Origin of the sequence: Streptomyces sp. NPDC058741, from assembly GCF_042746715.1 — a bacterium.
Classification (GTDB): Bacteria; Actinomycetota; Actinomycetes; order Streptomycetales; family Streptomycetaceae; genus Streptomyces.
In genome coordinates this window covers 30,677-53,163 of record NZ_JBHYQH010000039.1, presented here as the reverse complement: position 1 = coordinate 53,163, position 22,487 = coordinate 30,677, and the positions used below count along the sequence as shown (strand labels likewise).

General features: G+C 72.2%; 20 protein-coding genes, 3 pseudogenes and 1 riboswitch. Of the genes and pseudogenes, 16 read left to right on the top strand and 7 right to left on the bottom strand.

Annotation, left to right across the window (positions count from 1 at the left end):
• Positions 1-109 precede the first annotated feature (109 nt).
• The 5 genes from ACFW6P_RS25715 to ACFW6P_RS25695 all read left to right on the top strand — a co-directional run bounded on the left by ACFW6P_RS25715 (position 110) and on the right by ACFW6P_RS25695 (position 5,086).
• Positions 110-511, top strand: coding sequence for a YraN family protein (locus ACFW6P_RS25715; protein ID WP_386358368.1), 402 nt, complete (start codon positions 110-112; stop codon positions 509-511).
• Positions 511-2,136 (top strand): YifB family Mg chelatase-like AAA ATPase, encoded by a 1,626-nt coding sequence (locus ACFW6P_RS25710; RefSeq protein WP_386358314.1) that lies wholly within the window; start codon positions 511-513, stop codon positions 2,134-2,136. Before ACFW6P_RS25715 ends, ACFW6P_RS25710 begins: the two co-directional genes overlap by 1 nt.
• Positions 2,133-3,323, top strand: coding sequence for a DNA-processing protein DprA (dprA, locus tag ACFW6P_RS25705; RefSeq protein WP_386358316.1), 1,191 nt, complete (start codon positions 2,133-2,135; stop codon positions 3,321-3,323). The genes ACFW6P_RS25710 and dprA overlap by 4 nt, the downstream gene beginning before the upstream one ends.
• Positions 3,324-3,595: 272 nt before the next feature.
• Complete coding sequence (whiG, locus tag ACFW6P_RS25700) at positions 3,596-4,438, top strand: RNA polymerase sigma factor WhiG (RefSeq protein ID WP_386358317.1); 843 nt, start codon at positions 3,596-3,598, stop codon at positions 4,436-4,438.
• A 93-nt stretch (positions 4,439-4,531) separates the two neighbouring features.
• Positions 4,532-5,086 carry a TetR/AcrR family transcriptional regulator gene (locus ACFW6P_RS25695; protein WP_386358369.1) on the top strand — a complete coding sequence of 185 codons (555 nt, stop codon included), beginning with the start codon at positions 4,532-4,534 and terminating at the stop codon, positions 5,084-5,086.
• Between the two features lie 19 nt (positions 5,087-5,105).
• Here the strand turns inward: ACFW6P_RS25695 and ACFW6P_RS25690 are convergent, their stop codons facing one another.
• Complete coding sequence (locus ACFW6P_RS25690; protein WP_386424935.1) at positions 5,106-5,753, bottom strand: murein hydrolase activator EnvC family protein; 648 nt, start codon at positions 5,751-5,753, stop codon at positions 5,106-5,108.
• 274 nt (positions 5,754-6,027) lie between these two features.
• On the opposite strand from ACFW6P_RS25690, the gene rpsB reads away from it, so the two are divergent.
• From rpsB to ACFW6P_RS25655, 7 genes and pseudogenes are all read left to right on the top strand, one after another.
• Complete coding sequence (gene rpsB / locus ACFW6P_RS25685; RefSeq protein WP_386424932.1) at positions 6,028-6,942, top strand: 30S ribosomal protein S2; 915 nt, start codon at positions 6,028-6,030, stop codon at positions 6,940-6,942.
• A 174-nt stretch (positions 6,943-7,116) separates the two neighbouring features.
• The gene (gene tsf, locus ACFW6P_RS25680) at positions 7,117-7,953 is read left to right on the top strand and encodes a translation elongation factor Ts (RefSeq protein ID WP_386358323.1); all 837 of its coding nucleotides are present in this window, start codon (positions 7,117-7,119) and stop codon (positions 7,951-7,953) included.
• Positions 7,954-8,136: 183 nt separating this feature from the next.
• Positions 8,137-8,895, top strand: a complete 759-nt coding sequence (pyrH, locus tag ACFW6P_RS25675) for a UMP kinase (protein WP_386358324.1) — start codon at positions 8,137-8,139, stop codon at positions 8,893-8,895.
• A 167-nt stretch (positions 8,896-9,062) separates the two neighbouring features.
• The gene (frr, locus tag ACFW6P_RS25670) at positions 9,063-9,620 is read left to right on the top strand and encodes a ribosome recycling factor (protein WP_386358326.1); all 558 of its coding nucleotides are present in this window, start codon (positions 9,063-9,065) and stop codon (positions 9,618-9,620) included.
• Positions 9,620-10,771 (top strand): phosphatidate cytidylyltransferase, encoded by a 1,152-nt coding sequence (locus tag ACFW6P_RS25665; protein ID WP_386358328.1) that lies wholly within the window; start codon positions 9,620-9,622, stop codon positions 10,769-10,771. Before frr ends, ACFW6P_RS25665 begins: the two co-directional genes overlap by 1 nt.
• A gap of 133 nt (positions 10,772-10,904) precedes the next feature.
• Positions 10,905-11,354 (top strand): SRPBCC family protein, encoded by a 450-nt coding sequence (locus ACFW6P_RS25660; RefSeq protein WP_386358330.1) that lies wholly within the window; start codon positions 10,905-10,907, stop codon positions 11,352-11,354.
• A 394-nt stretch (positions 11,355-11,748) separates the two neighbouring features.
• Positions 11,749-11,868: pseudogene (locus tag ACFW6P_RS25655) on the top strand (IS481 family transposase); the annotation flags it as partial.
• Here the strand turns inward: ACFW6P_RS25655 and ACFW6P_RS25650 are convergent.
• Positions 11,868-12,041, bottom strand: a pseudogene (locus tag ACFW6P_RS25650) (carboxymuconolactone decarboxylase family protein); the annotation flags it as partial. The pseudogenes ACFW6P_RS25655 and ACFW6P_RS25650 sit on opposite strands and share 1 nt — an antisense overlap.
• Positions 12,042-12,248: 207 nt before the next feature.
• Between ACFW6P_RS25650 and rlmN the strand changes: the two are divergent.
• The 4 genes from rlmN (at position 12,249) to ACFW6P_RS25630 (ending at position 17,308) form a co-directional block, all read left to right on the top strand.
• Positions 12,249-13,355 (top strand): 23S rRNA (adenine(2503)-C(2))-methyltransferase RlmN, encoded by a 1,107-nt coding sequence (rlmN, locus tag ACFW6P_RS25645; protein ID WP_386358332.1) that lies wholly within the window; start codon positions 12,249-12,251, stop codon positions 13,353-13,355.
• A gap of 24 nt (positions 13,356-13,379) precedes the next feature.
• Positions 13,380-13,486, top strand: a riboswitch (TPP riboswitch).
• A 76-nt stretch (positions 13,487-13,562) separates the two neighbouring features.
• Positions 13,563-14,648 (top strand): thiamine ABC transporter substrate binding subunit, encoded by a 1,086-nt coding sequence (locus ACFW6P_RS25640; protein WP_386424929.1) that lies wholly within the window; start codon positions 13,563-13,565, stop codon positions 14,646-14,648.
• 38 nt (positions 14,649-14,686) lie between these two features.
• A complete protein-coding gene (locus ACFW6P_RS25635; protein WP_386424943.1) occupies positions 14,687-16,288 on the top strand; it encodes an ABC transporter permease in 1,602 nt (533 codons plus the stop codon).
• Entirely contained in the window at positions 16,289-17,308 is a 1,020-nt protein-coding gene (locus ACFW6P_RS25630) for an ABC transporter ATP-binding protein (RefSeq protein WP_386358336.1), read from the top strand.
• 94 nt (positions 17,309-17,402) lie between these two features.
• Here ACFW6P_RS25630 and ACFW6P_RS25625 read toward each other — a convergent pair whose 3' ends face one another.
• The 5 genes and pseudogenes from ACFW6P_RS25625 to ACFW6P_RS25605 form a co-directional block, all read right to left on the bottom strand.
• Positions 17,403-18,128, bottom strand: a complete 726-nt coding sequence (locus tag ACFW6P_RS25625; protein WP_386424927.1) for an LAETG motif-containing sortase-dependent surface protein — start codon at positions 18,126-18,128, stop codon at positions 17,403-17,405.
• Between the two features lie 146 nt (positions 18,129-18,274).
• Positions 18,275-19,437 (bottom strand): annotated as a pseudogene (locus ACFW6P_RS25620) (Rossmann fold nucleotide-binding protein).
• Between the two features lie 14 nt (positions 19,438-19,451).
• A complete protein-coding gene (locus ACFW6P_RS25615) occupies positions 19,452-19,859 on the bottom strand; it encodes a VOC family protein (protein ID WP_386358340.1) in 408 nt (135 codons plus the stop codon).
• 121 nt (positions 19,860-19,980) lie between these two features.
• Positions 19,981-21,564, bottom strand: coding sequence for a hypothetical protein (locus tag ACFW6P_RS25610; RefSeq protein ID WP_386424924.1), 1,584 nt, complete (start codon positions 21,562-21,564; stop codon positions 19,981-19,983).
• Complete coding sequence (locus ACFW6P_RS25605; protein ID WP_386424922.1) at positions 21,546-22,295, bottom strand: ABC transporter ATP-binding protein; 750 nt, start codon at positions 22,293-22,295, stop codon at positions 21,546-21,548. The genes ACFW6P_RS25610 and ACFW6P_RS25605 overlap by 19 nt, the downstream gene beginning before the upstream one ends.
• Positions 22,296-22,487 lie beyond the last annotated feature (192 nt).

The following is a 22,487-nucleotide window of genomic DNA, read 5'->3' as shown; positions in this document are numbered from 1 at the left end:
TCAGTTCGCCCGCGCTGATTTCCCGTCCTGGGGATCACCCGGGAGGGGGGGTGGAGTTTTCCACATCCACCGGGCCGTCCACCAAGATCCACTCGGCGGGCGCGGCTGCCTGATCGTCGGTGCCGGAGGTGGTGCCGACATGACCGCACATCGGGCACGCAGCGCAATGGGCAGGTACGGCGAGACCCTGGCCGCACGACGGCTGGCCGAAGCCGGCCTGACGGTACTGGAGCGCAACTGGCGCTCCGGCCGTACGGGTGAGATCGACATCGTGGCCAGGGACGGCGACGTCCTGGTCGTCTGCGAGGTGAAGACCCGCAGGGAAGGTACCTTCGAGCATCCGATGGCGGCCGTCACGCCGCGGAAGGCCGAGCGGCTGCGGGACCTCGCCGAGCGCTGGATCCAGACCCACGGGGGCGCTCCGCCCGGCGGGGTCCGCATCGACCTGGTCGGCGTGCTGCTGCCGGCCCGTGGTGCCGCCGTGGTCGAGCACGTGCGGGGGGTGGCGTGATGGGATTCGCCCGTACGTGTTCGGTGGCACTGGTGGGCGTCGAGGGCGTGGTCGTCGAGGTCCAGGCGGATCTCGAACCGGGTGTCGCGGCGTTCACGCTGGTGGGGCTGCCCGACAAGAGCCTCACGGAGAGCCGCGACCGAGTCCGCGCGGCGGTCGTCAACTCGGGCGCGGCCTGGCCCCAGAAGAAGCTCACGGTGGGCCTGAGCCCCGCTTCCGTCCCCAAGTCCGGCAGCGGCTTCGACCTGGCGGTCGCGACGGCCGTCCTGGGCGCGGCCGAACGCATCGACCCGCGGGTCCTCGCCGACATCGTGATGATCGGCGAGCTGGGCCTGGACGGGCGGGTGCGGCCGGTGCGGGGCGTTTTGCCGGCGGTGCTGGCGGCGGCGGACGCGGGCTACGAACAGGTGGTGGTGCCGGAGTGCGCGGCCGCCGAGGCGTCGCTCGTGCCCGGGGTGTCCGTGCTGGGTGTGCGCAGCCTGCGGCAGCTGATCTCCGTCCTGACCGACGAACCCGTGCCGGACGAGGAGCCGGACGAGCAGGGGCGCCCCGACCCCCTCCTCGCCGGTCTGCGGGTGCCGGGCACGGGCGCGGCGACCGGCATGCACAGCGCCGGCGCGGCCCAGCACGACCACGGGCACGACCTGGCGGACGTCGTCGGGCAGACCTCGGCGCGCACGGCCGTGGAAGTGGCGGCGGCGGGCGGGCACCACCTCTTCCTCGAAGGCCCTCCCGGAGCCGGCAAGACCATGCTCGCGGAGCGGCTCCCCGCCATCCTGCCCCGGCTCGGCCGGCAGGAGTCGCTGGAGGTCACCGCGGTCCACTCCGTGGCCGGCCTGCTGCCTCCCGGCAAGCCGCTGATCGACGTCGCCCCGTACTGCGCCCCGCACCACTCGGCCACCATGCAGTCACTGGTCGGCGGCGGCCCCGGCGTCGCCCGGCCCGGCGCGGTCTCGCTGTCCCACCGGGGCGTACTTTTCCTGGACGAGACCCCGGAGTTCAGTGGCCGGGCCCTGGACGCCCTGCGCCAGCCGCTGGAGGCCGGGCACGTCGTGATCGCGCGCAGTGCGGGCGTGGTGCGCTTCCCGGCCGAGTTCCTCATGGTGCTCGCGGCGAATCCGTGCCCCTGCGGCCGGTTCTCGCAGCGGGACACCCTGTGCGAGTGCCCGCCCTCGGCGATCCGCCGCTACCAGGCCAGGCTCTCCGGCCCGCTGCTCGACCGCGTCGACCTGCGGGTCGAGGTGGACCGCGTCACCCGCACCGAGCTGACCGCCCGCGGTGCCCGGGGCGAGTCCACCGCCACGGTCGCCGACCGGGTGCGGGCGGCCAGGGAACGGGCCGCCGAGCGCCTCAGCGGTACGCCCTGGCGCACGAACAGCGAGGTGCCCGGCCGCGAGCTGCGCAGCCACTGGTGTGCCCTGCCCGGAGCGATGGACGCGGCCGAGCGGAGCCTGGAGCGGGGCGTGCTGACCGCCCGCGGACTGGACCGCGTCCTGCGCGTCGCCTGGACCGTCGCCGACCTCGTCGGCCACGACCGGCCCGACGCGACGGACGTCGCCCTCGCGCTCCAGCTGCGCACCGGTGTGCCGCGGGGCGTGCCCATGGCCATCGGGGCGCCGGCGTGAGCGGCGTGGACGTGAGCGGCGCGGACGTGAGCGGGCCAGGGGTGCCCGACGACGACCTGCTCGCCCGTGTCTTCCTCACCCGGGTCATCGAACCGGGCGACGAGACCGGCGGGCGGTGGGTGCGGGAGCTCGGGGCCGGGGAAGTGGCGCGGCGATTGCTGGAGGGCGGGACGGCGCTGCCAGGGGTGAGCGGGAAGCGGTGGGCCGGACTGCTCGCCCGGGCCGCGGTCGCGCAGCCGCGGCAGGACCTCGCCGTCGCCCGCGGCGCCGGGGTGCGGTTCGTGTGCCCCGGGGACACCGAGTGGCCGGGCCAGCTCGACGATCTCGGGGACTCCCGGCCCCTCGGGCTGTGGGTGAGGGGGAGGGCCAGCCTGCGGATGTGGGCGCTGAGATCCGTGGCCCTCGTCGGGGCCCGCGCCTGCACCGAGTACGGGGCCCACATGGCGGCCGCCCTCGCCGCCGGCCTCGCCGAGCAGGGCTGGGTCGTGGTGTCCGGCGGGGCCTACGGCGTCGACGGAGCGGCACATCGCGGGGCACTCGGCGCCGGCGGCGCCACCGTCGCCGTCCTCGCCTGCGGGCTCGACCAGCCCTACCCGCGCGGACACACCCAGCTGATCAGCAGAATCGCCGAACAGGGACTGGTCATGGGCGAGCTGCCGCCTGGCGAGCATCCGACCCCGAGCCGTTTCCTGCTGCGCAACCGGGTGATCGCCGCCCTCACCCGCGGAACCGTCGTCGTCGAGGCCGCCCTGCGCAGCGGCTCCCTGGTCACGGCGCGGGCGGCGCAGCGTCTCGGCCGCCACACCATGGGCGTCCCGGGCCCCGCCACCAGCGGCCTCTCCGCGGGAGTGCACGATCTGCTGCGCGGCGAGGCGGTCCTGGTCACCGACGCCGCCGACGTCGTCGAACTGGTCGGCGACATCGGACAGCTCGCTCCCGACCGGCGCGGCCCCGTCCTGCCCCGGGACCTGCTGGATCCGGCCACCCGGCAGGTGCTGGCCGCGCTGCCGACGCGCCGGGCCGCCCGGCCGGACGAGATCGCGCGCCGCGCGCAGACCGCACCCGACGACGCGGTCGCGAGACTGTACGAACTCCGCGCACTCGGTTACGTCGAACGACATGGCGAGGGCTGGAAGTTGACACGCCAGGCGGTGACGTCGGCGCGGCGTGATCGGGAGCCGTGTTGACCGCTCCTGTTCGGCCGTCCGGGGGAACCCCTACAGCCCTTGGAAATGCGCCCAGTTGGGCCTCTGCGGTGATCGCAGGGAGCCGTTCGCGCGAGTGGGCGGACCACCTTCCGGAACGACTCTACGCCCGCTCCGGTCCTCACTCTTCGCGCACCGCGACACCGCAGTCACGCTACGCTCACGAGGATCCCGACACGGACAGGCAACTCGACATCAGACAGACAGCTCACGCCAGCGACACCACTCCGCAGCAGAACGGCACAAGGCGACGAATGCCCCAGCACACCTCCGGCTCCGACCGGGCGGCGATTCCCGCAGCCGCCCGTGACGGCGGCAGCGTGCGGCCGCCCGCTCCCTCGACGCTCGACGAGCTGTGGCGGTCGTACAAGGCGACGGGGGACGAGCGGCTGCGGGAGCAGCTCATCCTGCACTACTCGCCGCTGGTCAAGTACGTCGCGGGACGGGTCAGCGTGGGCCTGCCGTCCAACGTGGAGCAGGCGGACTTCGTCTCGTCCGGGGTGTTCGGGCTGATCGACGCGATCGAGAAGTTCGACCTCGACCGCGAGATCAAGTTCGAGACGTACGCGATCACCCGGATCCGGGGTGCGATGATCGACGAACTGCGGGCGCTGGACTGGATCCCACGCTCGGTACGGCAGAAGGCGCGCAACGTGGAACGGGCCTACGCCACGCTGGAGGCGCGCCTGCGCCGGACTCCCACCGAGGGCGAGGTGGCCGCCGAGATGGGCATCGCCGTGGAGGAACTGCACGCGGTCTTCAGCCAGTTGTCGCTGGCCAACGTGGTGGCCCTGGAAGAGCTGCTGCACGTCGGGGGCGAGGGCGGCGACGGGCTCAGCGTCATGGACACCCTGGAGGACACGGCCGCGGACAACCCGGTGGAGGTCGCCGAGGACCGGGAGCTGCGGAGATTCCTCGCCCGGGCGATCAACACGCTGCCCGAGCGGGAGAAGACGGTCGTCACGCTGTACTACTACGAGGGCCTCACCCTGGCCGAGATCGGCAACGTGCTCGGTGTGACGGAGAGCCGGGTCAGTCAGATCCACACCAAGTCGGTGCTCCAATTACGGGCGAAGCTGGCGAGCTTCGGCCGTTGAGCGGACCCGGCGGTGCCGGACGGGGGGAGCCACTCCCCACGGGCCCGGCGCGTCCGTACAGTGGTCGGCGTGCCAAGGATTCGAGCGGCCTCCGTGGCCGAGCACCGGTCGATGCAGCGAGCCGCCCTGCTGGACGCGGCTCGTTCCTTGTTGTCCGAGGGCGGTACGGAGGCGCTGACCTTCCCGGCCCTCGCCGAGCGGACGGGCCTCGCGCGCTCGTCCGTCTACGAGTACTTCCGGTCACGGGCCGCCGTGGTCGAGGAACTGTGCGAGGTCGACTTCCCGGTCTGGGCGGCCGAGGTGTCGGCGGCGATGGCACGCGCGGGGACGACCGAGGCCGAGGTCGAGGCGTATGTGCGCCGGCAGCTGGAGCTGGTGGGGGACCGGCGGCACCGGGCCGTGGTGGCGATCTCGGCGAGCGAGCTGGACGCCGGAGCGCGGGAGAAGATCCGGGCCGCCCACGGCGGGCTGGTCGCGCTGATCGTCGACGCTCTGGGGGAGTTGGGCCACGAGCAGCCCCGGCTCGCGGCGATGCTCGTGCAGGGGGTCGTGGACGCGGCGGTGCGGCGGATCGAGCTGGGCGCGGAGGAGCCCGGGGCGGTCACGGAGGCGGCCGTCTCCATGGCTCTGCGGGGTGTCCGGGGCTGAGCCGGGCCCCGGCCCGGGCTCACACGAGCGGCAGCAGCCGTGACGGGCCTGCGCGCAGGAGCCACGGCGGCAGCAGGGACAAGGGATTCAGGTAGCCCCCGGCCCTGCGCAGGCCCCAGTGCACGCAGGTCGTCGCCGTGCAGTGCGAGCCCTTCGCCTCCACCGTGCCGATGACCTCGCCCGGTGCCACCTCCGTGCCCTCCTCGACGGACGGCGTGACCGGTTCGTACGTCGTGCGCAGGGGAGGGGCGCCCGTCCCCGACAGCTCCACCGAGACCACCCCCCTGCCCGCCACCCGGCCGGCGAAGGACACCGTCCCCGCCGCCACCGCCCGCACCGGTATGCCCGGTGCGGCGGCCAGGTCCACGCCCCGGTGGCCCGGACCGTAGACCGTCGCCGGAGGCTCCCAGCCGCGCAGGACCGCGGGGCGTGAGCCGACCGGCCACCCCCGCCCCACCGCCGGCACCGGGCCGTCCGGCACTGGGCCGTCCGGTACGGGGCCGTCCGGTACGGGGCCGTCCGGTACGGGGCCGTCCGGTACGGAGCCGTCCGGGACGGGGGTGTCCGCCGCGAACAGGGGCGGCGGCGGTGCCAGCAGGGCCGCGGCCGTCAGGACCAGCAGCAGGGCCAGGCGCGTGATCACACGCACAGATCGCTTCGCTCGCATGCGAGAAGCGTCCCGGATCACCGGTCGCCACCCCCCGCTCCTGTGGACCGGTGCCCGGTTGTGGACAACGGCGTCACCCGGGGCCCCGCGGGTCCCGTACACTTCTGGTGGCGACCCGGGCCACCGGGTCGACTTCGCACGCCCCGGTACGCACCCCGGAAACGGGTCGTATCAGCGCCCCTCGGTCCCTCGTGGCACGGCGCACAGCGGGCGTCAGGCGCGGAAGCCGTCCGGCATCCGCGGCACAACCGAGAACATTCAAGGAGATACGGCCATGGCCGTCGTCACGATGCGGGAGCTGCTGGAGAGCGGCGTCCACTTCGGTCACCAGACCCGTCGTTGGAACCCGAAGATGAAGCGCTTCATCTTCACGGAGCGCAACGGCATCTACATCATCGACCTGCTCCAGTCGCTGTCGTACATCGACCGCGCCTACGAGTTCGTCAAGGAGACCGTCGCCCACGGCGGCACGGTCATGTTCGTCGGCACGAAGAAGCAGGCGCAGGAGGCCATCGCCGAGCAGGCCACCCGCGTCGGCATGCCCTACGTCAACCAGCGCTGGCTCGGCGGCATGCTCACCAACTTCTCGACCGTCTACAAGCGCCTGCAGCGCCTGAAGGAGCTCGAGCAGATCGACTTCGAGGACGTCGCGGCCTCCGGTCTGACCAAGAAGGAGCTCCTGGTCCTCTCCCGCGAGAAGGCCAAGCTGGAGAAGACCCTCGGCGGTATCCGCGAGATGCAGAAGGTGCCGAGTGCCGTCTGGATCGTGGACACCAAGAAGGAGCACATCGCCGTCGGTGAGGCCCGGAAGCTGAACATCCCGGTCGTCGCGATCCTCGACACCAACTGCGACCCCGACGAGGTCGACTACAAGATCCCGGGCAACGACGACGCGATCCGCTCCGTCACCCTGCTCACCCGCGTCATCGCCGACGCCGTCGCCGAGGGCCTGATCGCCCGCAGCGGTGTCGCCACCGAGGGCAAGGGCGAGAAGGCCGCGGGCGAGCCGCTCGCCGAGTGGGAGCGCGATCTGCTCGAGGGCGAGAAGAAGGCCGACGAGCCCGCCCCCGCCCCCGCCGACGAGGCCGCCCCGGCCGCCGAGGGCGAGCAGCCGGCCGAGGCCGACAAGCCCGCCGAGGCCGCCCCGGCCGCCGAGGGCGAGCAGCCGGCCGAGGCCGAGCAGGCCTGACCCGTCAGTCCGAGGTGACGGCGGGAGCGGCACCCATCCCCTGGCGCCTTCGGCGCGGGGAAGTCCGTTCCCGCCGTTCACCCGTAGGACAGCGGAAGGACAGCGCCCTCTGGCTCCCTGGGGCGCATCAGCGGATCTCCGATCTCCCAGACTTCGAGAAAGATTCACAGACTCATGGCGAACTACACCGCCGCCGACGTCAAGAAGCTTCGTGAGCTCACGGGCGCCGGCATGATGGACTGCAAGAAGGCGCTGGACGAGGCCGAGGGCAACGTCGAGAAGGCCGTCGAGGCGCTCCGCATCAAGGGCCAGAAGGGCGTCGCCAAGCGCGAGGGCCGCTCCGCCGAGAACGGCGCCGTGGTCTCGATCATCGCCGACGACAACTCCTCCGGTGTCCTCGTCGAGCTGAAGTGCGAGACGGACTTCGTCGCCAAGGGCGACAAGTTCCAGGCCGCCGCCACCGCGATCGCCGAGCACGTCGCCAAGGCCTCCCCGGCCGACCTCGACGCCCTGCTGGCCTCCGAGATCGAGCCCGGCAAGACCGTCCAGGCGTTCGTGGACGAGGCCAACGCCAACCTGGGCGAGAAGATCGTCCTGGACCGCTTCGCGCAGTTCGCCGACGGCTTCGTGCTCGCCTACATGCACCGCACGATGCCCGACCTGCCGCCGCAGATCGGTGTCCTCGTCGAACTCGACAAGCCCAACGCCGAGGTTGCCAAGGGCATCGCCCAGCACATCGCCGCCTTCGCGCCGAAGTACCTCTCCAAGGAGGAGGTCCCGGCCGAGGTCGTCGAGGCCGAGCGCCGCATCGCCGAGGAGACCACCCGCGCCGAGGGCAAGCCCGAGGCCGCCCTGCCGAAGATCGTCGAGGGTCGCCTCAACGGCTTCTTCAAGGACGCCACGCTGCTCGGCCAGCCCTACGCGCTCGACAACAAGAAGTCGGTCCAGAAGGTCCTGGACGAGGCCGGTGTCGCCCTGAAGCGCTTCACGCGCATCAAGGTCGGCATCTGAGTCCGTACCGCGATCGACGCCCGGCCCCGATAGGGTCGACAGCAGTCGTCCGCGTACGCCGCCACATGGGTGGCGGACGACAGCAGATCTGACGAGGAGGCCATTGCCGTATGGGATGCGAAACACGCCCCACCGGCAATGGCCTTCTTGGTATGTGCAACACGTGAAAGAGGCGGGAACCCCATGACCACCAAGGCCCAGAAGAGCGACGACGGCAAAGTACGCGGCCGGTTTCTGCTGAAGCTGTCCGGAGAGGCCTTCTCCGGTGGTGGGGGCCTGGGCGTCGACCCCGACGTGGTGCACAAGATCGCCCGCGAGATCGCGGCCGTCGTGCGCGACGGAGCGCAGATCGCGGTCGTCATCGGCGGCGGCAACTTCTTCCGCGGCGCCGAGCTCCAGCAGCGTGGCATGGACCGTGCCCGCTCCGACTACATGGGCATGCTCGGCACCGTCATGAACTGCCTCGCCCTCCAGGACTTCCTGGAGAAGGTCGGTGTGGACTGCCGCGTGCAGACGGCCATCACCATGGGCCAGGTCGCCGAGCCGTACATCCCGCTGCGCGCCGTACGGCACCTGGAGAAGGGCCGCGTGGTGATCTTCGGTGCGGGTATGGGCATGCCGTACTTCTCCACCGACACCACCGCCGCCCAGCGCGCCCTGGAGATCGACGCCGAGGCGCTGCTGATGGGCAAGAACGGTGTGGACGGGGTCTACGACTCCGACCCGAAGACCAACCCGGACGCCGTGAAGTTCGACCATCTCGGCTACGGCGAGGTGATCACGCGCGACCTCAAGGTCGCCGACGCGACGGCCGTGACCCTGTGCCGTGACAACAAGCTCCCGATCGTGGTCTTCGAGCTGCTGACCGAGGGCAACATCGCGCGGGCCGTCAAGGGTGAGAAGATCGGCACGCTGGTGGGGGACCCCGGCAGCCGGGACTGATACACCGAGTACCACCCCGTCCGGGGGACGGACGGGTCGGAGCCGGGCCGGGGGGATGGACAATGTCCCGCCGGTCGGGAACCGTGCAGAAGGAAGACGCGACGCAGCCGGCCGCCGCCCCACCTGGAACCGCAGCCGGGCCTACTCAAGACACGCAGGAGCAAGTGGTGATCGAAGAGACCCTCCTCGAGGCCGAGGAGAAGATGGAGAAGGCCGTCGTGGTCGCCAAGGAGGACTTCGCCGCGATCCGCACCGGCCGTGCGCACCCGGCGATGTTCAACAAGATCGTGGCCGACTACTACGGTGCGCCGACCCCGATCAACCAGCTGGCCTCGTTCTCGGTGCCCGAGCCGCGTATGGCCGTGGTGACCCCGTTCGACAAGAGCGCGCTGCGCAACGTCGAGCAGGCGATCCGCGACTCCGACCTGGGCGTCAACCCGAGCAACGACGGCAACATCATCCGAGTGGTGTTCCCCGAGCTGACCGAGGAGCGCCGCCGGGAGTACATCAAGGTCGCCAAGGGCAAGGGCGAGGACGCGAAGATCTCGATCCGCTCCGTGCGCCGCAAGGCCAAGGAAGCCATCGACAAGCTGATCAAGGACGGCGAGGTCGGCGAGGACGAGGGCCGCCGTGCGGAGAAGGAGCTCGACGACACCACCGCGAAGTACGTCGCGCAGGTGGACGAGCTCCTGAAGCACAAGGAAGCGGAGTTGCTCGAGGTCTGATGAACGACTCTTCCTGGGGGGCGCCGCCACAGGCCGGGTACTGGGGGCCCACCGACCAAGGGCATGGCCACGCATACGGCCGGAGCCCGGGCCACGGGCACGTCCGGATCCAAGGCCACGGGTACGTCCAGGGGGCCGCCCCGGCGGGTCCCGCATACGATGCGCAGGAAGCGCCTCAGACTCGGCCCATGCCCATCGTGCCCGACGCAGCCGCGTACGGCGGCAACCAGGATGACGACCGGGTGGCCGCTCCACCGAGCGGCCCTCCGGTACGAAGCGAGACGAATCCGGAGCCCATGCCCGACGCGTCACAGCCGGCGCCCAAGCCGCAGAAGAAGAGCGCGGGTCGCGACCTCAGTGCCGCGATAGGGGTCGGCGTCGGTCTCGGAGCGGTGATCGTCGCCTCGCTGTTCATCGTCAAGGCCGTGTTCGTCGGTGTCGTCGCGGTCGCCGTCGTCGTGGGGCTGTGGGAGCTGACCAAGCGCCTGGAGGAGCGCAAGGGCATCCGGGCGCCGCTCGTGCCGCTCGCGCTCGGCGGTGCCGCGATGGTCGTCGCCGGGTACGTCCGGGGCGCCGAGGGCGCGTGGGTGGCGATGGCGCTCACGACCCTGGCCGTGCTCGTCTGGCGCATGACGGAACCGCCCGAGAACTACCTGAGGGACGTCACCGCGGGCGTCTTCGCGGCGTTCTACGTGCCGTTCCTCGCGACGTTCGTCGCGTTGATGCTCACCGCGGACGACGGGTCGCAGCGGGTGCTCACCTTCCTGCTGCTCACCGTGGTCAGCGACACCGGTGCCTACGCCGTCGGCTGGCGGTTCGGCAGCCACAAGCTCGCCCCGCGCATCAGCCCCGGCAAGACCCGCGAGGGCCTGCTCGGCGCGGTGGCGTTCGCGATGGTCGCGGGCGCGCTGTGCATGCAGTTCCTGATCGACGACGGAGCCTGGTGGCAGGGTCTGGTGCTGGGCCTCGCCGTCGCGTGCACCGCCACGCTCGGCGACCTCGGCGAGTCCATGATCAAGCGGGACCTCGGCATCAAGGACATGGGCACCCTGCTGCCGGGGCACGGCGGCATCATGGACCGGCTCGACTCCCTGCTGCCCACCGCTCCGGTGGCGTGGCTGCTGTTCGTGCTGTTCGTCGGCTCCGGCTGACCCGGCCCCGCCTCGCCCGGCGAGCCCCCGCCCCACCGGGCGGGGGCTCGCCCGCTTCTCGCGGCCGTCTCGGGAAGACGACCGCGGGGACGAAGTGGGACGATGCTGATGTACCTGCAGCAAAGGGGCCATCATGTCCAGCATCAGAGAGACCATCGATGTCGACTGCCGTCCCGAGGACGTCTACGACTACGTCACGGACTCCTCGCACATGCCGGAGTGGCAGCTGAGCGCCGTGTCCGCCGAGCGCCTCGACAAAGGGCCCGTCGGTGTCGGCAGCCGGGTCCGCGTCACCCGGCACATGGGACGCCGGGTCATGCCGCAGACCATGGAGATCACCGAGTACGACCCGCCGCACAGCTGGGGCATGCGCGGCGTCGACGGCCCGGTCCGGGCCCTGGTGCACGGCGAGATCGAGCCCTTCGACGAGGGCCGCCGCTCCCACGTCACGATCGACGTCGACTTCGAGGGCCACGGCATGGGCAAGGTCCTGGTCCCCCTCGTCGTACGCCCGCAGATCCGCAAGGAACTCCCACGCAACGAGCGGCTCCTCAAGGACCGTCTGGAGCGCCCGGGGGAGTAGGCGGGCCCGAGGTGTGCGCTGCGACGTCATGGCGCGGCGCACACCCGGGACGGCTCAGCGAGATGTGAGCATCGGTTCTCGCCAGGGTGAGCTCACGCCCACGGGTCGGTGAACGACCCGCCGGGTACCGGCTTGGCGATGAGCGCTGTGGGGATGAAGAAGTTCACCTGTCCGATCGCGAACAGCAGCGTGGCAAGCGCCTTGGGCTCGTAGTGCTCGGCTGCCTGCGCCTACGGCGCGTCCGGGCCCCTCTCGCCGGCCGCGGACGGCTGCAACCCGGCTTCCACGCGTGCCGGCGCGGCACGCTCCGCACCCGTGAAGTACGGCGAGTCCCGCCAGGACGCCACTGAAGTGATCCGCTCCTTCGACTGCCCGCCCCTACCGCACGGAGACCGAACGACGCGAAGCGTTCCCCGGTTGGCTCCACACCTACAATCACCACCGCGGACACACCGCGCTGAAAGGCCAACCACCCGCCAGCCGCGTCCCCAACCTCACGGCTCAGTACACCTAGCGCAGGAAGCCCGTGTGCAACACGGTCAGGTAGGTGCTGCCGACGATCTGACCAGCACGGAGCTGGAACAGGCTGATCGTGGAGCGCGGTACCGAACCGTTGCCGGTGGCTCTGAACAGCGCCGTCGACACCTCCGCCAGCTCGGGAACGAGCTCCGCGGGATCGCCGGGCATCCGCGGAACCATCGGGATCTCCGCCGTGATCGAACATGTTTCCATCGCCTTCTCCTCAGGCCTTCAGGTTGCTGTCACCGTCCTGACGGATCGCGGCAGAGGAATGCGACACGGGAGGTGATCGACGACCAGCGGCGACCACCGACGCCGGGCGCCCGGGTCGGCAGGGGCAGGCCACCCGAGTCGATCTGCGACACTGATACAGCCATGCCTAAGCCCGGAGAACTCACATTCGTCGCCCCCCGCGGAGCCAAGAAGCCGCCGCGGCATCTTGCCGATCTCACTCCTGCCGAGCGCAAGGAGGCCGTCGCCGCGGTCGGGGAGAAGCCGTTTCGCGCCAAGCAGCTGTCGCAGCACTACTTCGCGCGGTACGCGCATGATCCGGAGCAGTGGACGGACATCCCCGCCCAGGCGCGCGGCCGGCTGCAGGAAGCGCTGCTGCCCGAGCTGATGACCGTCGTGCGGCATCTGTCGACCGACCAGGGCACCACCCGCAAGACGCTGTGGCGGCTGTTCGACGGGACGCTCGTCGAGTCCGTGCTGATGCGCTACCCGGACCGGGTGACCATGTGCATCAGCTCGCAGGCCGGGTGCGGGATGAACTGCCCGTTCTGTGCGACCGGGCAGGCGGGGCTGGACCGGAACCTGTCCACCGCCGAGATCGTGCACCAGATCGTGGACGGGATGAGAGCCCTCAGGGACGGGGAGGTCCCCGGCGGTCCCGCGCGGCTCAGCAACATCGTGTTCATGGGAATGGGCGAGCCGCTGGCGAACTACAACCGGGTCGTCGGTGCCATCCGGCGGCTGACCGACCCCGAGCCCGACGGGCTGGGTCTCTCACAGCGCGGGATCACCGTGTCGACGGTCGGGCTCGTCCCGGCCATCCACCGGTTCGCCGACGAGGGCTTCAAGTGCCGGCTGGCGATCTCGCTGCACGCCCCCGACGACGAGCTGCGCGACACCCTCGTCCCGGTGAACACGCGGTGGAAGGTCCGGGAGGTGCTGGACGCCGGTTTCGAGTACAGCGACAGGTCCGGACGGCGGCTGTCCGTCGAGTACGCGCTGATCCGCGACATCAACGACCAGGCCTGGCGCGGAGACCGGCTCGGGCGGCTGCTCAAGGGCAGGCCCGTGCACGTCAACCTCATCCCGCTGAACCCGACGCCCGGGTCGAAGTGGACCGCCTCCCGGCCCGAGGACGAGAAGGCGTTCGTCGAGGCCATCGCCGCCCACGGTGTGCCGGTGACGATCCGGGACACCCGTGGACAGGAGATCGACGGGGCGTGTGGTCAGCTCGCGGCCACCGAACGGTAGTCTGACCGGCGTAAGAACATCTGCATATTCCGACAGGGGAGCGCCACAGCGCTGAGAGTGCGGCACACGGCCGCAGACCCTCCGAACCTGGCCCAGGTCATTCTGGGTAGGGAGATCGGTCACCACTCGAGCTGTTGCGCCCTGGCCGGGACCTCGGAACGTCCCGGCCAGGGCCGCGTCTTCTCCTGGTCACCCAGGAGGAATCCAGTGAGCATCAACAGGAACCGGCTGACGGCGGCGGTCGTGGGGCTCGGGCTGGCCGGCACGCTCGCCGCGTGCGGCTCGTCCGGCGGCGGTCAGGGGTCCGGCGGCTCCAGGACCGTCACCCTCGTCAGCCACGACTCGTGGGCCGCGTCCGAGGACGTCATCGCCGCCTTCGAGAAGGAGTCCGGCTACAAGGTCGACGTCCTCAAGGACGGCGACGCCGGGCAGGCCGTGAACAAGGCCATCCTCACCAAGGACAACCCGCAGGGCGACGTCTTCTTCGGCGTCGACAACACCCTGCTCTCCCGTGCCCTCGACAACGGCCTGTTCCAGCCGTACGAGGCGAAGGGCTCGGAGCAGATCAAGGCCCAGTACCGGGTCGATCGGGAACGGCATCGCGTCACGCCCGTCGACACCGGCGACATCTGCGTCAACTACGACAAGAAGTACTTCGCCGACCGGGGTCTCGAGCCGCCGAAGAGCTTCGACGACCTGGTCAAGCCCGCCTACAAGAACCTGCTGGTCACCGAGAACGCCTCCTCGTCCTCGCCCGGCCTCGGATTCCTGCTCGGGACCGCCGCGCGGTACGGCGACGACGGCTGGCAGGGTTACTGGAAGAAGCTCAAGGCCAACGGTGTGAAGGTCGTCGACGGCTGGGAGCAGGCCTACAGCGAGGAGTTCTCCGGTTCGGCCGCGGGCAAGAAGGCCAAGGGCGACCGGCCGCTCGTCGTGTCGTACGCCTCCTCACCGCCCGCCGAGGTCGTCTTCGCCGATCCGAAGCCGAGCACGGCCCCGACCGGGGTCGCCGAGGGCACCTGCTTCCGGCAGGTCGAGTACGCCGGGCTGCTGAGCAACGCGAGGAACAGCGAGGGCGGCAAGGCGCTCCTCGACTTCCTGATCAGCGAGAAGTTCCAGAACGACATGCCGCTCAACATGTTCGTCTACCCGGTGCGCGCGGGCGCCCAGGTGCCGCCGGAGTTCGTCAAGTACGGGCCGCAGGCGAAGGATCCCGGGACCATGGACCCGGCGAAGATCGCCGAGAAGCGGGACGAGTGGATCAAGTCGTGGACGTCACTCGTACTGAAGTGACCGGCCGGGCGCGGGGCGCGGCGGCGCGGATCGGCCTGCTGGCCGTGCCCGTCGCGTTCTTCGCGGTCTTCTTCGCCTACCCCGTCGCCGCGATCGTCGCGCGCGGGCTGAAGGTGGACGGGGCCTGGCAGTTCGGGCGGCTGGGGGAGGTGCTGGCGCAGTCCGACGTCCGGCACGTCCTGTGGTTCACCACCTGGCAGGCCTTCGTCTCCACCGCGCTCACCTTGCTGATCGCGCTCCCCGGCGCGTACGTCTTCGCGCGCTTCGACTTCCCCGGCAAGCAGGTGCTGCGGGCGGTGGTGACGGTGCCGTTCGTGCTGCCGACGGTGGTCGTCGGCACGGCGTTCCTGGCGCTGGTCGGACGCGGCGGGCTGCTGGACGAGCTGTGGGGCCTACGGCTGGACACCACCGTCTGGGCGATCCTGCTCGCGCACGTCTTCTTCAACTACGCGGTGGTCGTACGCACCGTGGGCGGGCTGTGGGCGCAGCTCGACCCGCGGCAGGAGGAGGCCGCGCGGATGCTCGGCGCGTCACCGCTGAGGGCGTGGCGGCAGGTGACCCTGCCGGCCCTCGCCCCGGCCGTGGCCGCCGCCGCGCTCATGGTCTTCCTGTTCACCTTCACCTCCTTCGGCGTCGTCCAGATCCTCGGCGGGCCCACCTTCTCGACCCTGGAGGTGGAGATCTACCGGCAGACGTCGGAGATCTTCGACCTGTCCACTGCGGCCGTGCTGACGCTGATCCAGTTCGCCGCGGTGGGCGCCATCCTCGCCGTGCACGCCTGGACCGTGCGGCGGCGGGAGACCGCGCTGTGCCTGGTGGACGCGGCCACGACCGCGCGCCGGCCGCGCGGCGCCGGGCAGTGGGCGCTGCTCGGCGGGGTGCTCGCCACCGCCGTCGTTCTGCTGGTGCTGCCGCTCGCCGTGCTGGTGCGGCGCTCCCTGGACGCGCCCGGGTTCGGCTACTACCGGGCGCTGACGCGGGACGACGGGGGAGTGTTCCTGGTGCCGCCGATCGAGGCGATCGGCAACTCCCTGTCGTACGCCGCCGCCGCGACCGCCGTCGCCGTGGTGATCGGCGGGCTCGCCGCCGTCGCGCTGACCCGACGGGACGCGGGGCGGTTCGTGCGGGGCTTCGACGCGCTGCTGATGCTGCCGCTGGGGGTGTCGGCGGTGACCGTCGGCTTCGGCTTCCTGATCTCCCTCGACGAGCCGCCGCTGGACCTAAGGGCCTCGTGGATCCTCGTCCCGCTCGCGCAGGCGCTGGTCGGGGTGCCGTTCGTGGTGCGGACCATGCTGCCCGTGCTGCGGGCGGTGGACGCGCGGCTGCGGGAGGCGGCGTCGGTGCTGGGGGCCTCGCCCTGGCGGGTGTGGCGCGAGGTGGACCTGCCGATGGTGCGGCGCGCGCTGCTCGTCGCGGCCGGGTTCGCCTTCGCCGTGTCGCTCGGGGAGTTCGGGGCGACGGTGTTCATCGCCCGGCCCGACAACCCGACGCTGCCGGTGGCCGTGGCACGGCTGCTGGGGCGGCCCGGGGAGCTGAACTACGGCCAGGCGATGGCCCTGTCGACGATTCTGATGGTGGTGTGCGCCGTGGCCCTGCTGATGCTGGAACGGCTGCGCACGGACCGGAGCGGGGAGTTCTAGATGCTGCTGAGTCTCAAGGGCGCGACGGTCCGATTCGGCGGGCGGGCCGTGCTGGACGCCGTCGATCTGGCGGTCGCCGAGCACGAGATCGTGTGTGTGCTCGGGCCGAGCGGCAGCGGCAAGTCGACCCTGCTGCGGGCGGTGGCCGGGCTGCAGCCCCTCGACTCCGGGCGCGTGGCGCTCGACGGGCGGGATCAGGCGGGCGTCCCCGCGCACCGGCGCGGGGTCGGGCTGATGTTCCAGGACCACCAGTTGTTCCCGCAGCGGGACGTGGCCGGGAACGTCGCCTTCGGCCTGCGGATGCACGGGGCGTCGAAGGCGCGGCAGGCCGACCGCGTGGGGGAACTGCTGGAGCTCGTCGGGCTGCCGGGCGCGGGGCGCCGGGCCGTCACCGCCCTGTCCGGCGGGGAGCAGCAGCGGGTCGCGCTGGCCCGGGCCCTGGCGCCGAGCCCCCGGCTGCTGATGCTGGACGAGCCGCTGGGCCAGCTCGACCGGTCGCTCCGGGAGCGGCTGGTCGTCGAACTCAAGGAACTCTTCGGACGGTTGGGCACCACGGTGCTCGCCGTGACGCATGACCAGGGGGAGGCCTTCGCACTGGCCGACCGGGTCGTGGTCATGCGGGGCGGGCGGATCGCCCAGTCCGGGACGCCGCTGGAGGTGTGGCAGCGGCCGGCCGACGCGTTCGTCGCGCGCTTCCTCGGCTTCGAGAACGTCGTCGAGGCGGCGGTCGGGGCGGAGGCCGCGGACACGCCGTGGGGCAAGGTGCCGGTGCCGGAGGGCGCCCCGCAGGGCACGCGGGTGCTGCTCGTACGCCCCGGTGGTGTGCGTCTGGTGGCCGCCGACGCGGGTCTGCGCTGCACGGTGGCGGCGCGGACCTTCAGGGGCACCCATGTCGCCGTCCACCTCCAGCCGCGCGACGCCCCGCGTCTGGAAGCGGCCTGTGCGCTGCGGGCGGCGCCCGAGGTGGGGGACGACGTCGGGGTGGAGTTCGACGCGGCCGAGATCGTGGTGCTCGGCTGAGGCGGGCGTCCCCCGAGGGGTCCTGCTCCCTCCGGCGGGAGACGGGCCCGCCCCCTGGTGAGGGGACGGGGCGTGTCGGGGTCGCGGTGAGGCGTCAGCTGTCGCTCTTCGCCCCGCGGCGGCGCATGCCGTAGAACACCGCGCCGCCGCCCACGACGACCAGGGCCGCAGCGATGCCGGCGATGACACCGGTGTTGGAGCCGGCGCCGGTCTCGGCGAGGTTCGAGTCACCGGCCGGGCCGGCTACGTTGCCCGCCGGCGTGGTGCTGTCGCTCTGCGACGGCTCGGGAGCCGGGGTGGCGGTCTTCTCGGCCGGCTTCGACGGGGTGGCCGACGGGGCCGACGGGGCGGGCTTGGCGGGCGGAGCCGAGGCCCGGGGCTTCTCCTCGTCCTTCTTCTTGCAGGCGGTCGCCGGCGTGACGAGGTTGGGCTTGATGTCCTCGTCGACGTACGGGGTGGCCTTGACGCGGACGCGGTACTCGGCGTTCGGCTTCCACTTCTCCGCGAAGGTGATCGTGGTGCCTCCGCGGGAGCCCTTGACCACCAGCGCGCCGACCTTTCTCGCGTCGGCGCCGTTGTTCTGCAGGTACACGGTGACCGTGGCCGGGACGCCGGTGGGGTCCACGTCCGTGACGGTGATGAAGCCCTTGCCGCCCTCACACTTGGCCTCGGCGGAGAACTCCTTGATGTTCCAGGCGAGCGCGTCCCCGGCGGCACCGAGCGCGAGCGCGGCCGAGGCGGAGACGACACCGAGGACCCGCAGGGAACGGGCGACCGTACGATGCGAGGCCCTACGGCGGAATACGGACAGAACTGCCACGTTTGTCCTTAACGGGATGTGTGATGAGGGGGTTTCAGGCGGTGTTGACGGAACATCAGCACCACCCGGAGGCTCACAGGTCTATAAGCGCCGCATAAGTAGTGTCAACGCATAGACGGCTCGCAAGCACGTGCTTTGCCGTCTCATTAACCGCCGAGACGTTTCAACGCCCCGGGAGCCTCCTCGATCCGGTCGACGAGCGCGATCCGCGTCTCCATCGGCCGTCCCCCGGCCAGCGACTTCAACAGCGGCCACGCGGGCAGCCGTTCCGTCCAGTGCGCCCGGTCCACGAGCACCATCGGCGTCGGCTCGCCGCGCGACTCGTAGTAGTCGGGCGTCGCGTTCTCGAGGTCTCCTGCACGGTACCGGCCGCGCCCGGCAGGAACACCACCCCCGCGTTCGAGCGGGCCAGCGGGCCGTCCTCGCGGGTGGCGTTGACGAAGTACTTGGCGAGGTGCGAGGCGAAGGCGTTCGGCGGCTCGTGGCCGTAGAACCAGGTCGGGGTGCCGACGGAAGGCCCGCCGCCGGGCCACCGGGTGCGTATCCCGAAGGCGGCCGACGCCCAGGCGGTGATCGACGGGGTCAAGTGCGGTGCCTCGGAGTGCAGTTCGAGCGACTCGGCAAGCATCCCGTCGTCGAACGGTGCCGCGAGGGCACCGAGGTTGGCCGCCTCCATCGCGCCGGGGCCGCCGGCGGTGGCGACGGTGAGGCCGGCCCGGGCCAGTTCCCGGCCGAGCCGTGCCGCTCCCGCCTACTCCTCGGTGCCGCGGGCCATCGTGTGCCCGCCCATCACGCCCACCACCCGCGCGCCCGAGAGGACTTCGTCCAGGGCGTCCGAGACGGAGTCGTCGTGGACCGCGCGCAGCATCGACGTGTGGATGTCCTTGTCCGCCTTGGTGCGCTGGAACCAGGAGGAGGCCAGGGCGTCCGGGGTGGACTCGTAGCCGTCGGCCAGGGACGCGAACAGCTCGTCCGGTGAGCAGAGCAGACCGCGGTACGGATCGAAGGGCAGGCCGGGCACCGGAGGGAAGACCAGGGCGCCGTCCGCGCGCATCTTCGCGGCGGCCTCCTCGCGCGTCGCGCAGCCGAGCGAGACGGCGCCCGTGGTGTCGGTGGTGAGCAGTTCGCGCGTACGGTCCGTCAGGTCCACGCCCCGGACGCGGTAACCGGCGAGCGTGCCGCGCGCCGAGACGGTCGCGTCGAACTCCTGGAGCGTCTCGATCTCATGGTCGTCATGGTGGGCCGTGGGGCCCCTGCTCGAACGGAGTCGAGAGCTTGGGGGAGGGCGGCATCCTCCGCACCCGCCCATGCCAGGGGCGGTCGTCAGCCCTGGACGGCGGCCGGGTCCATCCACACGACCTCGAAGGTGTGGCCGTCCGGGTCGTCGAAGGCGCGACCGTACATGAACCCGTGGTCCTGCGTCTCGCCGGAGACGGAGCCGCCGCCCGCGACGGCCCTGTCGACCAGTTCGTCGACCTTCTCGCGGCTCTCGGCGCTCAGCGCGATCAGCACCTCGCTGGTCCGCGTGGAGTCCGCGACCTCCTTCTTGGTGAACTGGCGGTACTTCTCCTCCGTGTGCACCATCACGACGATGGTGTCGCTGATCACGACGGACGCGGTGGAGTCGTCGCTGAACTGCGCGTTGATCGAGTAGCCCAGCTCCGTGAAGAACTTCTTCGAGGCGCCGAGGTCGGCGACGCACAGGTTCACGAAAATCATCTGCCGGTACATGCGAGGTCTCCTCCGACGGGGTCCTGCTCGTTACGCTGGGATAGACCTGGGACCCCGGCGGAACTCATCGCCGTCCCGGGATCTTTTCCCGCCCGGGTCTTCCGGCGGTCCTGAAGGGGCCTCAGCGCGCCAGGGGCAGGGCCGCCAGCTCGGCGACCGTCAGGGTGAGCGGGCCGAACAGGGCGAGCAGCGCGCCCGCGCGCAGGGCGGCGGCGCTGCGCAGCACCGAGGCGGGGGCGCCGAGGCGCAGCAGCGCGGCGGTGGTCTCGGCGCGGTCCTGCCGGGCCTCCACGGCGGCCGTGAGCAGGGTCGCCACGGTGCAGCCGGTCACCAGGACCACGCCGAGGGTGGTGAGCGGGCCCAGGGACAGTCCGTCCGGGCCGTGCAGCAGCGCCATGGCCCACGCGGCGGACAGCACCGCGCAGACGACACCCAGGGGGCGGCCGACGCGGACGGCCTCCGCCATGAGGATCCGCCCGGCCAGGAGCCGGAGGGCGCCGGGGCGGGCCGACTGGAGCAGCCGTCCGCACAGGTGCGTCAGACCCGGTCCGGCCAGGGCCAGCCCGACGGCGGCCAGCGCCCAGCCGGCCAGGATGCCGGGGGAGGCGCCGGAGAAGGCGAGGTCGGGGGGCGTCGGAGCGGTGCGGCTGGTGTAGGTCTCGACGGCGAGCCCTGCGGCCAGGACGGCGATGCCCCAGGGAAGGCCGGAGGGTGCCGCGGTGGGGCTGTCGCTCTGCGGGGTCTCGCGCAGGGCCGCGTCGAGGGCATCGGGGTCGTCGGCCCCCAGGGCGGCCACGGCGTCCGGCGCCGCCGGGTGGCGGCCGGCCGGGCCGGTGGTGTCGCCGCCGGGGTGCGTCGCGACCGTCCGGGCGTCGTCCGCGGCCGGCCCCGTCGTGCCCGTGTGCGGGCCTCCGGGCCGCGCGGAGTCCCCGGCCGCGGGGGCCGGCGGCTCGGCGGGATCCGCGACCGCGCTCACCGTGCCGCCGGTGCCCGCCGCCGTCGCCGGGGCCGCCGCTCCCGCGCCGGCCGTCGGGGGGCCGCCATGCGTCGCGGGCGCGGCGGGGCGGCCGCCGGAGGGCCGGACGATCTGCCGGCCGAACCGGCCGTACGCCCCGAACGTCTCGCGTGCGCTCTCGCGACGGTACGCGCCGAAGCGGCCGTACATCCCGGGCGTCCGGGGCGCGGCCGGGCTCGCCTGCCGCGGCCGGAGCGACAGCGCCACCGCCACCGATGCGCCGACGGGCACGACGCCCAGCAGCGTGAGGGTGCCCGCGAGCGGCAGGGGCCGGCCGGCGCCGAGGGGCTCGGCGGCGGCGCCGTCGAAGGGCAGACCCGTCAGGTCGCCCCGCAGGTGCAGGAAGACGAGCAGGGCCAGCATCGAGCCGAGCGCGCAGGACAGGGCCGTGGTCGTCGCCGAGACGGCCATCATGCGCAGCGGGCCGAGGCCGATCGCCGACAGGCCCTGGCGGGGCCGGGTGCCGGGGTCGGTGCGGGCCACCGCGACCGCGAAGTACACCGTGGCGGCGAGCGGGGCCGAGCACCAGGCCAGACGCACCAGGGAGCCACCGGTGGAGGCGGGGTGGCCGAGGGCGTGGCCCAGGGCGCAGAGCAGCAGGAAGGCCGTGCCCCCCGAGGCCGCGGCGACCAGCAGGCGGCGCAGCTGGACGGCGGGGTGGCCGCCGCGCGTCAGACGGAGAGCGAGCACGCGGCCCGGCCTTCCGCCTCGGAGGGCTCGGCGACCGGCGGCAGGTGCACCGTCTGCACGCGCCGCCCGTCGAGCAGCGAGACGGTGCGGTCGGCGAGGGCCGCGGTCTCCGCGTCGTGGGTGGAGAGGACGACGGTGATGCGGTGGGAGCGTGCCGCGGTGGTCAGGGTGCGCAGCACATGGGCGCGGTCGGCGCGGTGCAGGGGCGCGGTGGGCTCGTCGGCGAACAGCACCGAGGGGGCGGGGGCCAGGGCGCGGGCGATGCAGACGCGCTGCCGCTCGGCCTGCACCAGCTGGTGCGGGCGCTTGCGGGCGCTGTCGCCGATGTCCAGACGCTCCAGCCACTCCAGGGCCGCGGTCTTGGCGCGGCGCCGGCTGGTGCCGCGCAGCATCAGCGGCAGCGCGGTGTTCTCCCAGGCGTTGAGCTCGGGGACGAGGGAGGGGGAGGGGTCGATCCAGCCGAAGCGGTCGCGGCGCAGCCGCTCGCGGTTGAGGGGGCCCATGGTGTGCACGGGCACGCTGTTGAACCAGACCTCGCCGCGCCGGACGGGCACCAGGCCGGACAGGCACCGCAGCAGGGTCGTCTTGCCGCTGCCGCGCGGGCCGCCGATGGCGAGGATCTCGCCCTCCCGGACGCCGAGCGAGACGCCGCAGAGCGCGGGCGAGCCGTCGTCGTGCTGGAAGTGCAGGGCACGTGCCCAGAGCACGTCGTTGTCCGGCGGGGCCTCCATGGGCGTACACCTCGGTTCAGATCCGTAGTTCCCGTGCCATCCCCCGTGCGGGGGAACGAAGGCGGGGCCGATCGGTCACTGGGCACGCTAGGCAGACGGCGGCGGGGCGCCGGACAGCACGTGGCCCCGGGCCGCCGTTTCTCACTCGAACGGGCGGCACCGGGGCCGGTGTTGATCATCCATGCAGACGAT

Excerpts from the sequence above, each read along its gene's own strand:
- ACFW6P_RS25710 (WP_386358314.1), top strand. The coding sequence starts at position 511 with ATGGGATTCGCCCGTACGTGTTCGGTGGCACTGGTGGGCGTCGAGGGC.
- whiG (WP_386358317.1), top strand. The coding sequence starts at position 3,596 with ATGCCCCAGCACACCTCCGGCTCCGACCGGGCGGCGATTCCCGCAGCC.
- ACFW6P_RS25690 (WP_386424935.1), bottom strand. The coding sequence starts at position 5,753 with ATGCGAGCGAAGCGATCTGTGCGTGTGATCACGCGCCTGGCCCTGCTG.
- rpsB (WP_386424932.1), top strand. The coding sequence starts at position 6,028 with ATGGCCGTCGTCACGATGCGGGAGCTGCTGGAGAGCGGCGTCCACTTC.
- tsf (WP_386358323.1), top strand. The coding sequence starts at position 7,117 with ATGGCGAACTACACCGCCGCCGACGTCAAGAAGCTTCGTGAGCTCACG.
- pyrH (WP_386358324.1), top strand. The coding sequence starts at position 8,137 with ATGACCACCAAGGCCCAGAAGAGCGACGACGGCAAAGTACGCGGCCGG.
- ACFW6P_RS25665 (WP_386358328.1), top strand. The coding sequence starts at position 9,620 with ATGAACGACTCTTCCTGGGGGGCGCCGCCACAGGCCGGGTACTGGGGG.
- ACFW6P_RS25660 (WP_386358330.1), top strand. The coding sequence starts at position 10,905 with ATGTCCAGCATCAGAGAGACCATCGATGTCGACTGCCGTCCCGAGGAC.
- rlmN (WP_386358332.1), top strand. The coding sequence starts at position 12,249 with ATGCCTAAGCCCGGAGAACTCACATTCGTCGCCCCCCGCGGAGCCAAG.
- ACFW6P_RS25630 (WP_386358336.1), top strand. The coding sequence starts at position 16,289 with ATGCTGCTGAGTCTCAAGGGCGCGACGGTCCGATTCGGCGGGCGGGCC.
- ACFW6P_RS25615 (WP_386358340.1), bottom strand. The coding sequence starts at position 19,859 with ATGTACCGGCAGATGATTTTCGTGAACCTGTGCGTCGCCGACCTCGGC.
- ACFW6P_RS25605 (WP_386424922.1), bottom strand. The coding sequence starts at position 22,295 with ATGGAGGCCCCGCCGGACAACGACGTGCTCTGGGCACGTGCCCTGCAC.